This is a genomic window from Anaerovorax odorimutans DSM 5092 (assembly GCF_000426305.1).
Classification (GTDB): Bacteria; Bacillota; Clostridia; order Peptostreptococcales; family Anaerovoracaceae; genus Anaerovorax; species Anaerovorax odorimutans.
The window spans coordinates 124,339-140,852 of the sequence record NZ_KE384519.1 but is presented as its reverse complement, the minus strand read 5'-3'; the positions used below and the strand labels follow the sequence as shown (position 1 = coordinate 140,852).

12 protein-coding genes are annotated in these 16,514 nt (G+C 32.2%); 6 read left to right on the top strand and 6 right to left on the bottom strand.

Annotated elements, in window-relative coordinates; translation table 11 throughout:
- Positions 1-27 precede the first annotated feature (27 nt).
- Both K292_RS0114645 and K292_RS0114640 read right to left on the bottom strand, forming a co-directional pair.
- Positions 28-1,182, bottom strand: coding sequence for a radical SAM protein (locus K292_RS0114645; protein WP_027400466.1), 1,155 nt, complete (start codon positions 1,180-1,182; stop codon positions 28-30).
- A 330-nt stretch (positions 1,183-1,512) separates the two neighbouring features.
- Positions 1,513-2,703 carry a coenzyme F420-0:L-glutamate ligase gene (locus K292_RS0114640; RefSeq protein WP_027400465.1) on the bottom strand — a complete coding sequence of 397 codons (1,191 nt, stop codon included), beginning with the start codon at positions 2,701-2,703 and terminating at the stop codon, positions 1,513-1,515.
- 254 nt (positions 2,704-2,957) lie between these two features.
- On the opposite strand from K292_RS0114640, the gene K292_RS0114635 reads away from it, so the two are divergent.
- The gene (locus tag K292_RS0114635; RefSeq protein ID WP_027400464.1) at positions 2,958-3,743 is read left to right on the top strand and encodes a threonine/serine exporter family protein; all 786 of its coding nucleotides are present in this window, start codon (positions 2,958-2,960) and stop codon (positions 3,741-3,743) included.
- On the top strand, positions 3,740-4,210 hold the full coding sequence (locus K292_RS0114630) for a threonine/serine exporter family protein (RefSeq protein ID WP_027400463.1): 471 nt from the start codon (positions 3,740-3,742) through the stop codon (positions 4,208-4,210). Before K292_RS0114635 ends, K292_RS0114630 begins: the two co-directional genes overlap by 4 nt.
- A 15-nt stretch (positions 4,211-4,225) precedes the next feature.
- Here the strand turns inward: K292_RS0114630 and K292_RS0114625 are convergent, their stop codons facing one another.
- Complete coding sequence (locus K292_RS0114625; RefSeq protein WP_027400462.1) at positions 4,226-6,742, bottom strand: heavy metal translocating P-type ATPase; 2,517 nt, start codon at positions 6,740-6,742, stop codon at positions 4,226-4,228.
- 410 nt (positions 6,743-7,152) lie between these two features.
- Here K292_RS0114625 and K292_RS18110 point away from each other — a divergent pair, with 410 nt between their 5' ends.
- From K292_RS18110 to K292_RS0114605, 4 genes are all read left to right on the top strand, one after another.
- The gene (locus tag K292_RS18110) at positions 7,153-9,687 is read left to right on the top strand and encodes a DUF4127 family protein (protein ID WP_027400461.1); all 2,535 of its coding nucleotides are present in this window, start codon (positions 7,153-7,155) and stop codon (positions 9,685-9,687) included.
- A 329-nt stretch (positions 9,688-10,016) separates the two neighbouring features.
- Complete coding sequence (locus K292_RS0114615; RefSeq protein WP_027400460.1) at positions 10,017-10,247, top strand: FeoA family protein; 231 nt, start codon at positions 10,017-10,019, stop codon at positions 10,245-10,247.
- Positions 10,244-12,271, top strand: coding sequence for a ferrous iron transport protein B (gene feoB / locus K292_RS0114610; protein WP_330365011.1), 2,028 nt, complete (start codon positions 10,244-10,246; stop codon positions 12,269-12,271). The genes K292_RS0114615 and feoB overlap by 4 nt, the downstream gene beginning before the upstream one ends.
- 525 nt (positions 12,272-12,796) lie before the next feature.
- Positions 12,797-13,726 (top strand): magnesium transporter CorA family protein, encoded by a 930-nt coding sequence (locus K292_RS0114605; protein ID WP_027400458.1) that lies wholly within the window; start codon positions 12,797-12,799, stop codon positions 13,724-13,726.
- Positions 13,727-13,807: 81 nt separating this feature from the next.
- Here K292_RS0114605 and atpC read toward each other — a convergent pair whose 3' ends face one another.
- From atpC to atpG, 3 genes are read right to left on the bottom strand one after another with little or no spacing between them, the layout of a single operon-like run.
- Positions 13,808-14,263: an ATP synthase F1 subunit epsilon gene (atpC, locus tag K292_RS0114600; RefSeq protein WP_051280831.1), complete on the bottom strand. Its 456-nt coding sequence runs from the start codon at positions 14,261-14,263 to the stop codon at positions 13,808-13,810.
- Complete coding sequence (gene atpD / locus K292_RS0114595) at positions 14,235-15,629, bottom strand: F0F1 ATP synthase subunit beta (protein ID WP_027400456.1); 1,395 nt, start codon at positions 15,627-15,629, stop codon at positions 14,235-14,237. The genes atpC and atpD overlap by 29 nt, the downstream gene beginning before the upstream one ends.
- Positions 15,630-15,642: 13 nt before the next feature.
- Positions 15,643-16,512: an ATP synthase F1 subunit gamma gene (gene atpG, locus K292_RS0114590; RefSeq protein WP_027400455.1), complete on the bottom strand. Its 870-nt coding sequence runs from the start codon at positions 16,510-16,512 to the stop codon at positions 15,643-15,645.
- Between the last annotated feature and the right edge of the window lie 2 nt (positions 16,513-16,514).

Below are 16,514 nucleotides of genomic sequence, written 5' to 3'. Positions count from 1 at the left end.
TATTTCGATATCGTAAGTGAGAACTTTCTAAATATAATTCATAATTAATTCATTCATTTTTTTATCCCATTCTGTTTCACTGAATACATCCTTAGAATATTTGTCAATTTGATTTCGCTGTATGTCTGTCAACAGTTGCATATCTTCAATTCTACTTACAAGACCTGCTCTCCTTGCCAATTGATATCTTCTTTGTTCTATAATTGACAGATTTAAATATTCATCAATTATACTAAGCATCTTCTTGTTATCTTTATCTAATCTGCCTGTCACATCTTGCAATAAATTTATAATATGATCACTTACTAGAATACCTTGGCAGCTATTTGTATTTTCTATTAGTTTTCTAATTTCAAGAACCTTATCATTGTCGCTGCATAATTCAAAACCATTGTTTATATACTCCTGCCAAAGTTCTGTTCCTTCCTTTATTACGGCTGTTCTTATTCTAACAAAATCAGGATTTATTTCTCTTACTACCCTTGATGTTCCAAGTGCATTTTCTTCCGATAGGGTTTCCCCCCCTATTCCCGGCATAAAATAGACAGAAAGTTCAATTCCTCCTTCTTTTATATTTTTTCCTGCAATAATTTGCTCCTCTGATGTTACTCCTTTATTGATTAATTCTAATACTAAATCTGACCCTGATTCAAATCCCGAATGAATTCTGTCAAGGCCTGCTTCTTTTAATTCTTTGTATTGACTTGCTGTTACTTTCGATAAAGTCTCTGCTCTTCCATATGATGTTATTCTTTTTATAGTTGGAAATTTGCTCTTTAAATAATATAAAACTTCTGTTAAACGTCCTGCACTTAATGCTAAAGTATTTCCATCTTGTAAAAATACATTTTTCCCTCCATTTAATAGCCAGTTGTATATCATATAAAAGCAATTTTGTTCCTCAGACGTTAACCTTTTAGAAAGTATTTCATCCATTATATCCCTATGGTCAAAACTTCCATCATTTCGTTGATGTTTCATAATCAAATCTTTATAATATTCCATAACATCAATATCTGTTTTAATACTATCTACTGTATATGCTTTAAATTTAGTATGCCTGTATAGCTGGCAAAATTTACATTTATTCCACGTACATCCAGCTGTTACTTGTAATAATAGACTGTTTGCTTCACTAGGCGGTCTTATGGGGCCAATACGAAATACCTTTTGATTATCCATAATATACATTCCTTTCTTTTATTTTATCTATTTCTCAATTTCTTCTTTATAACATTATTCTTACCTTTATTTATTATATTTTAACAAAAAAATATGGTTTACGATATCACATATTTCTATTTGGACATATTGGCAGTTAATAATCCAATCTTTAACAATTATCAATATATCTTTTAATATTTTCTAACTATTACATATATAACACGACGTATTTATTACAAATAACCATCTAGGTATCTAACTCATAGTTTTTTGAATATAAATTTGTATATAAAAAGAACAGCAATTTAATTTATAGCTGTTCTTTCTTCCTAGGATTCTAACTTTATTTTATTTTGTATAATTATCAAAATATCCTTGAATATATACGATTGGAGTACCCTTATCTCCGCTTCCCGAAGTTAAATCACAAAGAGATCCTATTAAATCTGTTAATCTTCTAGGCGTAGTACCTTGCGCTACCATGGAATTACCAAGATTACTGTCCTTCTTCTTAATATATTCAGAAATTGCTTCTTTTAAAGCCTCGCCTCTTAAATCTGCAAAATCATTATCAGCAAGATATTTCAGTTTCACTTCATTAGGAGTTCCGTCAAGGCCCATTGTGTAACCTGGAGATACAACAGGATCTGCAAGTTCCCAGATTTTACCTACAGGATCTTTAAATGCACCATCTCCATAAACCATAACTTCTACATGTTTTTTTGTGTTTTTATATATGATATCTTGAATATTTGTTACTAATGTAGTACAGTCATTTGGAAAAAGTTTAATTGTACCTTCTGTTGCTTTATTTGATCCTAATATTCCATACTTTGTATTAAAACCACTGCCATTAACACTTTCATTAAGTAAATCATCCAGTCCAAGAACAACTTCTCCTCCTGCATTTTTAAGGATTCTTTTAGTTCTTGCTCTTGTGTGAATATCACATGCTAATACATTTTTTGTGTAATTTAATATTGTCTTTGGATTATTGGAAAATATAACTTCTACTTCTGCCCCTTCTTCTTTAACTAATTCTTTATAATAACTTACATAATCAACTCCAGTAAAAGTATGCTTTGATTTGCCAAAAAGTTTTTCAAAATCCGCTTCTGTTAAAATATCCTTATATGGATCAATTCCTTTTTCGTCAAGTAAATCCACATCTACAAGATGATTTCCAACCTCATCACTTGGATAACTCAGCATAAGCACAATTTTTTTTGCTCCTTTTGCAATCCCACGCAAACAAATTGCAAATCTGTTTCTGCTTAAAATTGGAAAGATGACACCAATTGTATCTCCACCCAATTTTGCCTTTACATCTGCCGCAAGCTGATCGGTTGTTGCATAATTTCCTTGTGCTCTTGCTACAACGGCTTCTGTTATTGCAATTACATCTTTATCTCCGATTTTGAATTCACCGGCCTTTTCTGCATTAAGAATTGTATCTACTACAATTTTTTCCAGATCATCTCCTTCTCTGATGATAGGAGCTCTCAGACCTCTTGCTACTGTTCCTACTAATCTTTCCATAGTTTCATTCTTCCTTTCTTTTTCTAAATATACTTTAATATATCTAGGATCCGCTCCGGTGTTAGAAAGAATTTATCTTACCCTGCCATGAGCCTTTTCTATATATCAAAGAAGAAACGGGCAATTATGCCACGCTAAAATTATATCATTTTTTTTACTTTGGTCAATAATATTATCTTTTCTTGCACCTATCAATACTATACAATTTTTCTTATAAATGATATAATTAATTCAATAATGAAAGGATTTCGGTTATGATTAATCAACTACAAAAAAAAGTGCTCATACTTGCCCTTCATGCAGGTGAAATTATGATGAAAAGTGGTGCAGAAATCTATCGTGTAGAAGATACTATAACAAGAATTTGCCATGCATGTAAAATCCCTTATGTAGAATGTTTTGCAACTACTACTGGTATCTTTTTATCTTTAGACAGCGGAGATAAAGATGCTGATATGCATACTTTTATAAAAAGAATAAAAAATACTCAAATTGATCTTGAAAAAATATCAAGAATAAATAAATTTTCCAGGTTATTTACAACTACTGATTTATCAATAGATGAAGGTTCAGAGATTATAAAAGAAATAGCTGCTTTAAAACCTTATACTTTCATAATTAGATTACTTGGCTCTATATTGGTTTCTTCTTTTTTTTGTCTCATGTTTAACGGAGGAGCTTTAGATTGTATATGCGCATTTTTAGTAGTATCAGTAACATATATAATATCAACATGCATAGAAAAGCTTCAATTGAATCCATTTATTACAATTTTTCTCAGTTGTGCCTTATCTACAATTACTACACTCATTTTAGTAAAAATTGGATTAGGAGAGAATACCAGTCCAATTATTATTGGATCTATTACGATATTCCTTCCTGGAGTGGCCATAACCAATGCAGCAAGAGACTTGCTTTCAGGAGATATGTTGTCTGGACTTGCAAGGGCAACTGAAGCTTTTATTGCCGCTATAGCCATCGCCGGGGGTGTAGGCTTAATTCTTAAGCTATCATATCTGTTTGGAGGAATTAGCATATGACATCTTATCCCCTTTATGCCCATTTTATATTTGCATTCTTTTCAACACTTGGATTTTGTTTTCTTTTTCATGTTCCTAAGAAACATTTAATTTCTTCAGCTTTTATTGGAGGTTGTGGCTGGACACTTTTTAAATATTTGGTTATGAATGGTGAATCAAATGTAATTTCATGTTTCCTCGGGTCTTGCTTAGTTGCCCTTCTGGCAGAAATTTTTTCAAGAGCAGGAAAAGATGCAACAACTCTGTTTATCATTCCCGGAATTCTACCTTTAGTTCCAGGGGCCGGAATGTATAATACAATGCAGTATGTTTTGGAAAATGATTTAGAAGGAGCTGCAGCTGTTGGATCAGAAACATTATTTATGGCAGGAAGTATTGCTTTAGCTCTGTTAATTATAGCATCATTAACAAGAATTACTGTAGCCATTAAAAGACAACTGCAACAATATATAAAAAAGCTCTTGTAAAAGGCTTTATTATCCTTACTCTATAGAGACAACTTCATATCCAGCAGCTGTAACTGTATTTATAAGAATTTCATCTTCTATATCATTTGCGGTTTCAATAGTTGCAATTTTCTGATCTAAATCAACTTTGGCATTAACATTCTCCAATGCATTTAATGCATCTTCTACTCTTCTTGAACAATGATCACACATCATTCCATTAATCTTCATTATCTTTTTCATTTTTTTATCCTCTTCTTTCTCATTTTTTATTTCTGAATTTAGTAAATTATTTATGTCATTTTGTGAATCAATATGGGATTTAAACTTTAAGAATTTTAATCTTAATGCATTGCCAACAACACATAAAGAACTTAAACTCATAGCAGCAGCAGCAAACATAGGATTCAAATCCCATCCAAGTGAAGTATAAAAAACTCCTGCTGCAAGGGGTATTCCAAGGGAATTATAAAAAAATGCCCAAAATAAATTTTGTTTTATATTTCTAATAACAGCTTTGCTTAACTGAATTGAATAAAAAACATCCAAAAGATCACTCTTCATCAAAACAATATCCGCAGATTCTATGGCTATATCTGTTGCAGCTCCCACTGCAATTCCAACATCTGCACGCATTAATGCCGGCGCATCATTAATTCCATCCCCTACCATTGCTACTTTATTTCCCGATTCCTGCAATCTCTTGATTTCTTTTTCCTTATCCTGAGGAAGTACCTCTGAAATAAAGGTTTTTATACCAAGCTGCTTTTTAATAGCTTCTGCTGTCCTTTTATTATCACCGGTAAGCATTATTACGTCAAGACCTAAAGATGTGAGTTTTTTTACAGCCTCTTTACTTGTTTTCTTTAATATATCAGCAACTGCAATAATACCTAATAATTTATTTTCACTTGCAAAATATATTGGAGTCTTCCCCATCTCTGCTAAAGAATCAACTCTATAAATAAACTCTTTTATATCAACATTATTATCGAGCATAAATTGAAGGTTTCCTGCAATATATATCTTTTCCTCAATTTCTGCTTCAATTCCCTTTCCTGGTACAGCCTTAAAATTATAAACTTCTTTCATTGTTAATTCCCTACTTAGCGCTTCTTCTACAATTGCTTGACCAAGAGGATGTTCTGATGCTTTTTCCATTGATGCAGCTAGTATTAATAATTCATTTTCAAATATTAATGATTTAAGAATAATATCCGTTACCACCGGTTTCCCTTCAGTTAGGGTTCCTGTTTTATCAATGACTACAGTATCTACTGACTTTGCAATCTCTAATGCTTCTCCTGACTTTATAAGAATACCATTTTCTGCACCCTTTCCGGTTCCCACCATAATTGCCACAGGTGTAGCTAAACCTAAAGCACAAGGACACGATATAACCAATACTGAAATGCCTATAGAAATTGCAAATTCTACGGAATATCCAAGCAAAATCCAAGCCGCTGCTGCTAAGACTGAGATTGTAATAACAATGGGTACAAAAACACCGCTTACTTTATCTGCTAATTTTGCAATGGGAATTTTAGAAGAGCTTGCTTCCTCCACAAGTTCTATAATTTTAGCTAAAGTTGTGTCATTTCCAACTTTTACAGCCTTAAATTTAATAAAACCTGATTTATTTATAGTGGCAGCAAGCACATTATCACCTGCTTTCTTAAATACAGGGATACTCTCTCCTGTAAGGGCTGCTTCATCAATAGAAGTCTCTCCCTCTAAAATTACTCCATCAACAGGAATACTCTGTCCCGGCTTTACAACGATTATATCGCCAATCTTAACTTCTTGTACAGGAATCTCTATTTCTTTTTCTTCAATAACAACAGAAGCCATTTTAGGTGCTAAATTAACCAGCTTAGATATAGCTTCTGAAGTTTTTCCTTTAGATATAGTTTCGAAATATTTTCCTAAAGTTATAAGAGTTAGAATCATAGCTGCAGATTCAAAATATAATTCCCTGGAATATTTTATTACCACAGATTCATAACCATGACCAAGACCATGTCCTATTTTAAAGATTGCATAGATTCCATAAACAATAGCTGTAAAAGATCCTATTGAAATAAGTGAATCCATATTAGGTTTTCCTTTAAACAAAGAACTGAATCCAACAATATAATATTTTCTGTTTACATATATAATAGGTATTAAAAGTAAAAACTGAATAAAAGAATATACTAATGAATTTTCTGTTCCTCTTAAAACAGCAGGCATTGGCCATTCTGCCATGTGACCCATAGCTATATAAAATATAGGTATTAGAAAGATAAATGAAATTAGAATTCTTATTTTTATATTCTTTAGTTCATTTATTTTAATGTTTTCTTTTTCTAAATTAACTCCATATCCTAAATTGACTACTGACTTTATTATCTCTTTTTCATCTATTTTTTGTTCATCGTAATCCACAGTCATTGTATTAGACAGAAGATTCACATTAATATCTTTAACTCCACTTAACTTTTCTACACTTTTTTCAATATTTGCAGAACATGCTGCACAACTCATTCCAGTAATATCATATTTCTGCTTCATAGTAAACCCTTTCTATTTTATTATAAATTCCCAATTAGAGGTTAGTATTTACCAATAGAAAAACTCTATACCTTTAATTCCTTTATTTAACAAAGTAGCACTATTGATTTATAACTATGAAGAGTAAAAATTCTTCAGAATAATATTTGATAAAATTATGCCAAAACATGTTAAATATGAAATAATACAACTATAACAAGTATAGAAAAACCGCATCTTAGAAGTGACTTAAATATATAATAATTTGACATAAATGTCATTTTAAAATTAACAAAATACTATAAGTTAAAAAACTTACTCTTCATAGTTGATAGAGTGCAAAGTGTTGCTTTTATATCCATATTATAGTAAAGTTATATAGCGAAAAGTATTTAATTATAAAGAATTTTGACAGAAGGGATAAGGGGAAAATGAGAAAAAAGATTTTGAGCTTCTTACTTTGTATAACAATGCTATTAACCATGCTGCAAGGTGCTACAATAAATGTATGGGCTGATACGGCAAAAACAACAGAAGAGAAAACGCAAATAGATGAAGAGCCTGAAATAAAACCAGAATCAGAACCGATTTTGGCGTACATACCTTTAGATAACAGACCGGTAAATGTAGACAGGGTAATATATGAAGCGGAGTCGGCAGGATTTAAAGTCATGATGCCAGATGAAGATTTATATGCTACCAGACTTGACGGCCAACCTTTAAACTCTAATGGAACTGCATATGGGGACAGTGAAAAATTAATGGAGTGGATTATGGAGATGGACAAGAAAACTGATTATTTTGTAATATCTCTTGATCAGCTTCTTTCAGGTGGATTAGTTAATTCTCGTACCTTATATAATAGTAACTATTTTGAAGAGTATAAGATGATTGATAAGATTGTTGAAATTTCACAGAATAACCATTTATACATAACTGATACAGTTACACGCTTGGCATCATGTACAGTTGGATATCAGGGAGCAACACTGGATACTTATAACTATCTTCGCCAATATAATTTAACACCAAGGTATGTATTGAATAATAAAGGTCTTAATATTAGAAATATTATATCAGATTATACAAGAGATGAAAAAGGAAGAATGATTACCGTTGATCCAAAATACTCAAAAGAAGTTAGGAATCAGCTAAAAACTCGTAAAAGAAAATTAAGCATTATAGATTATATATTATCAATGGATTCTTCGGGGAAAATGAAATACTTTATTGGAATTGATGATTCAAATCCTCAAAATACCATACAGACAAATGAAGTAGAATATATAAAGAAAAAACTGGGAGATCGAGGATTAATATATTCTGGAGCAGATGAACTGGGAATGATGGCTGTACTTAATTTAATGATTGATTATTATGGTCACAATGTTAATGCAGCAACTGTATATTTTGGAAATACCGAAAGTTCTGGATCGGGTTCTGTATATGATATGGAAACAGTAAAGGAAAATATTCAAAAACATCTAAAAAGTATCGGTGTTAATTTGGTAGATAAAGATAAAGCTGATATGGAAATTGTAGTATTAACTTCACCTTCTACAGCAACACTTAACTCAAAATACATAAATAAGATGATTGATTATATAAACAGCAATATTGCTAAAGGTATTCCCACTATAGTTATTAATTCAGCCCCCAGCGCATATGGCGGCAATTTGGAATACCGAATGATAAGAGAATGTGAAATGAGCATGCTGCTTGCTTACAGCAGTTGGGGAACTGTGGGTAATTCCATAGGATTAGCTCTGTGTAACGGTATTTCACGTTATTTGTATTTATGCAGCAGAGATAACAGCAGTGATAAGGCGGATATTGCATTTTTAAAGGGTCTGATTTTTTCCTATGAAAAGGATATTAGTTATATACGAGGCGGCGGAAAAACATTATTCAATAATTATTTGACTTCAAAAGAATATCCAACAAGTAATTTCTATCAAAGTGATGAACAAGTTAAAATAGTAAATAAAGAGCTTGAAAAAATACTTAAAACTTCTGAATATAATGTTACAGTAAATGATATTATTGACAATCTTACAGATTGCAGATATTTTAAAGGACTTGGTGGAGAATGTGGTATTATTGGGAAAATTAATCTTAGTAATTATTCAGCACCATTTTTCCGAACTTATGAAATTAGATTTGATATAGATGTGAAATTAAGTGATGTAACTTTAAAAAGTTTTAAAAATTCTATGAATATTAACCTTCCGTATACTCCGGAAGAAGGACAGCTAACATATTCTTTAAATCTGTATTTCTTAGATGAATCAGGTAAGCTTCAGAAGCTGCCTTGCGTTTATGATAAGGACACAGGAACTGTTAAACTTGCTACAAATATGCTGCCGAATTTTTTTACAAATACATTGAGTATGGAAGAAGAGAAGGCTGATTCTCTATTTGTTGATGTCCCTAAAAAGTCTTGGTATTTTGACTATGTAATGTACGCATATGAAAAAGGTCTAATGAAGGGTACAAGCAGCAACACTTTTGAGCCGAAAGCACCTATGACTCGTACAATGATGGTTTATACTCTTTACAATATGGCAGAAGCACCAGAGGTAAGAGAAGATATTGAGTTGCCTGAAGATGTAGGTAATGGTTGGTATAAATCTGCTGTACAGTGGGGTTTAACTAATAATATTGTTTCTGCAAATTGGGATGGAAAATTTGGTCCAAATGAATCTGTAACACGTGAACAGTTAGCAGATATGCTATGGAAATATGCAAAATATAAAGAAATGGATGTTACAAAAGGTAACTATCCGGGCGTATATAATTATTCTGATGTTTTTGCTGTTTCACCGGAAGTACGAGATAGCTTTGATTGGGTCTGCAGTGTAGGTATTATAACAGGCACAGGCGATGGAACTATAGTAGCACCTAAAAATATTGTAACTCGTGGTGAAGTTGCCGCTATACTTAAGCGTTTTACAGAATTACAGTAATTTTTATTACTATGTATAAGCCCTCATTTTATAAAAAACAAACTTATTAGCTGTAAAAATAAGAAGTCCCCTAAAGATAGATATCTTACATGTTAAGTATACATAAGATAATTTATCAGGGGGCTTTTTTATTCTATTTAAATTCATAAATAAATGTCATATTAAAATTAAAAAAGCTATGAATTTAAAAATCTTACTCTTCATAGCTTATTGATTTAATAATCAGTTGACAAAATAATAGAAATAGAATATTATGTTCCAAGCTAAATATTTAGCCTGAATATATTTTAAAATAATGTTAGCTTAAGCTAACAATGGAGATAGAACATATGACACTAGATAAATTGAAAGCCGGTCAAAAGGCTATTATAAAATCCGTAGGAGGAGAAGGTGCATTAAGACGCAGCCTTTTGGATATGGGTTTAACGCCTAATACTAAAATTATGGTTCGTAAAATAGCGCCTCTTGGAGATCCTATGGAACTGTTTCTGCGAGGCTATGAATTGACAATAAGACTTATAGATGCCAAAGCTATCGAGGTTGAGGAGGTAATAAATTGAAAATCAATTTTGCACTAATAGGCAATCCAAATAGTGGACTTACAACTGTTTTTAATCAGATGACTGGCGGAACTCAAAACCAAGGATTTTTTTCAAATTCTTCAATGAAAACTAAGGAAGGTCCTGTAAGAAGACATAAAGGTGTAAATGTAATTGAACTTCCTGGGACTTATTCTCTTTCTTCTTATTCCGCTGATGATATTTCCACCAGAAATATTTTAATTAATGGTAAACCTGATGTTATAATAAACGTGGTAGATGCTACCAGCTTGCAGCGTGGTCTTTATTTAACTCTTCAACTTATGGAATTGGAAATTCCCATAGTCTTAGCTTTAAATATGATGGATGAAGTAGTTTCAAATGGAGCTTCAATTGACCTTATAAAACTGTCAGAGGAGCTAACTATTCCTGTAGTTCCCATTTCTGCAAGTAAAAATGATGGTATTCATGATTTAATAGACTGTGGAATTAAAACCGTTTTAGAAAACAAAAAACCGCAAAAGATTGATTTTTGTTCCGGTTATGTTCATACTGCGCTGCACTCAATTTCACATTTAATTGAAGATGATGCAAAAAGAGAAAATCTTCCATTAAGATTTTGCAGTTCAAAAATTGTTGAAGGTGATGAACCAATCTCAAAGGCTCTTTCTATAATGGACCCTGAACTTAAAATTATAGATGAAATAGTTAAAGATATGGAAAATCACCTTGGGACAGACCGCGAAGCTGCCATGGCTGATATGCGTTATTCTTATATTGATAATTTATATAAAAAAATAGTAACTACCACAGGAGAGAGTAAAGAGCATTTACGTTCTATTAAAATGGACTTGATATTAACCCATAAATATTTTGCCATTCCCATATTTTTAGGAATAATGTTTTTAGTATTTTGGCTTACCTTTGGGGTAATAGGTGCTTTTTTCAGCGATATTTTTTCAATAGGAATTAATGCTTTCACTAATACAGTTTCTGATTTACTCTTATCTTTAAATGTAAGTCCTGCATTACATTCTTTAATAATAGATGGTGTCTTTGCAGGAGTTGGAAGCGTTATTTCCTTTTTACCTATTATTGCAGTATTATTTTTCTTTCTATCAATACTTGAAGATAGTGGCTATATGCCTCGTGTGGCATTTGTAATGGATAAATTATTACGAAAATTAGGGTTATCCGGAAAATCAATTGTTCCTATGCTGATAGGTTTTGGCTGTTCGGTACCAGCAATCATGGCTACTAGATCTCTTCCCAGTGAAAGAGACCGGCGTATGACTACAATGCTGATTCCATTTATGTCATGCAGCGCAAAATTACCTATTTATGCTATATTTACTACAGCATTTTTTACAGAATACAGAGCAGTAATTATGATGTGTATATATTTAACAGGAATTATAGTAGCTATCATTATCGCAAGGATTTTAAATTTTACTGTTTTTAATGGAAATCCTGTTCCTTTTGTTATGGTTCTCCCCTCTTACAGATTGCCAGCAGCAAAAAGCGTATGGCTTCGTATGTGGGAAAATGTAAAAGGATTTATTAAGAAAGCCTTTACAGTAATATTTATTGCAACCATTGTGATATGGCTGCTCAGAAGCTTTGATTTTGGTCTTAATATGGTTACAAGCAGTGAAGACAGTATGTTAGCTTCTTTAGGTAGAGCTGCAGCACCGATTTTTTCTCCTCTAGGCTTTGGAGATTGGAGAGCAGCAACTGCATTAATTACAGGACTATCTGCGAAAGAAGCTGTTGTAAGTACTCTTGCTGTACTTATTGGTGCATCCGATCAGGCATCACTGTCAACTTTATTGACATCCATCTTTACACCTCTTTCCGCATATGCTTTTTTAGTTTTCTGTCTTCTTTATATGCCATGTGTCGCTACATTGGCTACAGTAAAGAGAGAAATGGGTGGATGGAAAAACGCCATTTTAGTAGTTTTTGCACAAACTACAATAGCTTGGATTGTGGCTTTTCTTATTTATAAAATTGGATCCTTTATAATATCTTTAAACCTATTTTAAATTAAATAAAATAACATATTAAAACGGGCAAAAGTGTCCGTTTTTTTTATTTTAAAAAAATTGAATGTTTTTTCTAAATATTCTTGCAATTTATTTTATTGTTTGTTATACTGTAGATACAAAATAGCAAATGGTTTTTAACAACCGATATTTATAAATTTTAAAGTTTGTGGGAAAAAATTTAAAAACAAAAATCGGATAAAGAAGTATAAACCAAATGCTTTTGTAAATACATTGTTATTACCTATTTCCCACTGAAAAGAAAGAGGTGAGTCCACCAGAAATGTTAAGCGAGAATAATCATCACTAATGCCGACCATTGGATGTAGTAATGGTCGGCATTAGTGATTTTTGTATAATTTATTAATCTTTTAAATTTGATAATTATTTTTTATACTAAATTATTAATATCTTTAATCCTATATATTAGGTTTAGGACTTACATAATTTCTTTATAAAATGACATCATAACTAAAGATATTAAAAATCAATGTTCTTGAAGTATTTTATAGGAGAAAATTATATATGATATATCTTTTAGATGGTAGTATATTAAATAAAAACAGCTTAAAGGAAGATGAAATAATAGGAAAATTACCTTGCATTGGTATTTTAAATAAGTCAGAGATTAAAAACTGGGAAACTCATTTAGGTATTAATGAACGAATTCTTTCCGAATGTTTAACAGGACAAGTTTCTAAATTTGAAAGTCACGATTGCTTTGATTTTATAGCTCTTCACATACCTGACAAAACAGATTTATTAAAAAAGGAAAGTAGAATTTCCATATACTTTAAAAAAAATATTCTTCTTTTTATTTGTGAAGAAGCTTTTGAGTTTTCTATCCTTTCCGGAATAATATCCAAAATACAAATGAAAGAGATTAATATTCTTACTTTAGAGCGTGTTCTTTATGAATTTTTTGACCAATTAACTATTAGTGACTCTTTTTATTTGGAAACGATTGAGCAAGATATTTCTGATTTAGAGGAATCATTGATTACTTCAAAAAAAAGAGATTATATTAAAGAAATAATTACTTTCAGAAAGAATCTATTAGCTTTAAAAAGTTATTATGATCAGCTTCAAGAATTTGCTTACGCTTTAAAAGACAATGAAAACCAATTAATAAGCGAAGACATGGTACGCTATTTTAAAATGCTTTCTGATCGAACAAAGAGGCTGACAAATTCTGTTTTAAACCTTAAGGATTACGTTTCTCAAGTACGTGAAGCTTACCAATCACAAGTTGATATTGATCAAAACAGTATTATGAAATTATTTACTGTAATAACTGCTATATTTTTACCTTTAACGCTTATTGTAGGCTGGTATGGTATGAACTTCTCTATGCCTGAATATAAATGGACCTACGGTTACTCCTTAATAATTATAGTCTGTGTTTTAGTTTCTTTGTTTAGTATAATATATTTTAAAAAATGTAAATGGTTTTAGGTTTGCGATATTTTCTAACATATAAAAAAATCCAAAGAAGATTTACTACTTTGAATTTTTTTATCTATTACTTTTCTAATCTTATTTTCTTTGTATACTTCCACCGCCTTTTACCTGCATACGGTTTAAGGATTTTGCAATTGCAAGTTTTGCTTTAGCAACTTCTAAGTTATCTGTATTTTCAGGGGTACGAACTCTAAGCCATTCTTCAGCTCTCTCTTTTTCACTTTTGGCTCTGTCTAAGTCTATTTCATAAGGCCATTCTGCTGCATCTGTAAAAATAATTATATCATCTTTTACATCAATATAGCCTCCTGCAATAGCCGCAATTTTATACTCTTTTTGTCCGGCTTCTTTTATCCAAAGTTCCCCGGTATCTAAAAGTTTACAGGCCCAAGCATGATTTGCCATAAAGCCTTCGTCACCCATTAACGTTCTAACAATAACAAGCTCTATCTCACCTTTATAAAATAGTTTTGAAGGTGTTACCACCTCTAAAGTTACACTCTTAGCCATTATTTTTGAACCTTTCCACAACTTCGTCTATTCCACCTGCAAATAAGAATAAACCTTCTGGTATTTCATCATGCTTACCCTCAAGAATTTCTTTAAATCCTCTTACTGTTTCTTTAAGTGGAACATATTTTCCTGGAGTTCCTAAAAACTGCTCAGCCACGCTAAAAGGTTGAGATAAAAATCTTTGAATCTTTCTTGCTCTTGATACTACAAGTTTATCTGAATCAGATAACTCGTCCATACCTAAAATAGCAATTATATCTTGCAGATCTTTATATTTTTGCAATACTTCTTGTACTCCTCTTGCCGTATTATAATGTTCTTCGCCAATTATATAAGGATCCATTATTCTGGAACTAGACTCAAGTGGATCTACTGCAGGATAAATACCAAGCTCAGTTATAGCTCGAGAAAGTACTGTTGTAGCATCTAAATGCGCAAATGTTGTGGCAGGTGCCGGGTCAGTCAAGTCATCTGCCGGTACATATATTGCCTGCACGGATGTAATGGAGCCTTTTTTTGTAGACGTTATTCTTTCCTGCAAAGCACCCATTTCTGTTGCCAATGTAGGCTGATATCCAACTGCTGACGGTACACGACCCAAAAGTGCAGATACCTCTGAACCCGCTTGTGTAAATCTAAATATATTATCAATAAATAAAAGTACATCTTGTCCTTCTTGATCTCTAAAATACTCTGCCATAGTGAGCCCTGTCAAAGCTACACGCATTCTTGCTCCAGGAGGCTCATTCATCTGTCCGAATACCATGGCAGTTTTTTCAATAACCCCGGATTCTATCATTTCATAATATAAATCATTTCCTTCTCTCGTTCTTTCTCCTACTCCGGCGAAAACGGAGAGACCTCCATGTTCTTTTGCTATATTATTAATTAATTCCTGAATCAGCACTGTCTTTCCTACTCCGGCACCTCCGAAAAGTCCAACTTTTCCACCTTTAGTATATGGTGCAATAAGATCTACTACTTTAATACCTGTCTCAAAAATTTGTGCTGTTGTATCTTGTTCCTCAAAACTGGGTGCCTCTCTGTGAATAGACATCTTTTTATCAGTTTTGACTGGTCCTTTTTCATCAATAGTCTCGCCAATTACATTAAATAGTCTACCCAAAACATCATTACCAACAGGAACACTTATAGGTGCACCTGTGTCCACAGCTTCCATACCTCTTGTTAATCCATCCGTTGATGATAAGGCAACACATCTAACTACATCATCACCGATATGCTGTGCTACTTCTGCTACAATTTGTCTATCTTCAAAGTATATTTTAATGGCATTTAATAGTTCCGGCATCTCATCTGGCTTAAACTTTATATCTATTACAGGGCCTATGATTTGATGTATCATACCTTTATGTTGATTCATATTTCATATCCTCCTATCCTTTTAATGCTTCCGCTCCGCCCACTATCTCAGAAAGCTCATTCGTTATAGCCGCTTGTCTTGCCCTGTTATAGTAAAGCGTTAAGTTATCTAGCATATCCCTTGCGTTATCAGTTGCATTTTCCATTGCTATACGCCTTGCTGCATGTTCACAAGTGGCAGATTCAACAATTGCTCCATATATCATTATTTCAACATATTTTGGAACCAAATAGTTGAATACAGCAGCAGCGGATGGCTCATATTCTACTTGTTTGCCCAAGGGTTCTATTTCAGGATCCCTCTCTATTGAAAACGGAAGCAAAGTTACAGTTCTAACTCTCTGCTCAATTCCACTTACAAACGAAGTATAAATAAGAACAACTTCGTCGATTTGCCCTGAATCATACATATCGATAATAGGTTTGCTTATATCATGTGTTTCCACAAAAGATATATTTTCGGGAGGTGATATATATTCACTTTGGATTTTATATCCTCTTCTCTCAAAGTATTCTTTACCTTTAGTTCCCACCGCTATAATAACAGGCTCTTCCCAATCTTTATCAATCTCTTTTTGAGCTTCTTTAATAACATTAATATTAAAACTACCACATAACCCTCTGCAACTTGTAATAATAATATAGGCTGTAGTTTTTATTTCTCTGTTCCCTTCCAAATATTGTTCTGGAACTTCTGATGTATTATTAAAAATTTCTTCAATAGACTCTGTTACATAGTGAAAATATTCTCTTGTTTTTTCAAAGGTGCGTTTAGCTTTCCTAAGCTTGGCAGAAGAAACGAGCTTCATGGCATTTGTAATATGTTCTGTACTTGTTATGCTCTTTATTCTACGCTTAATATCACGCATATTGTTAGCGCCCATAT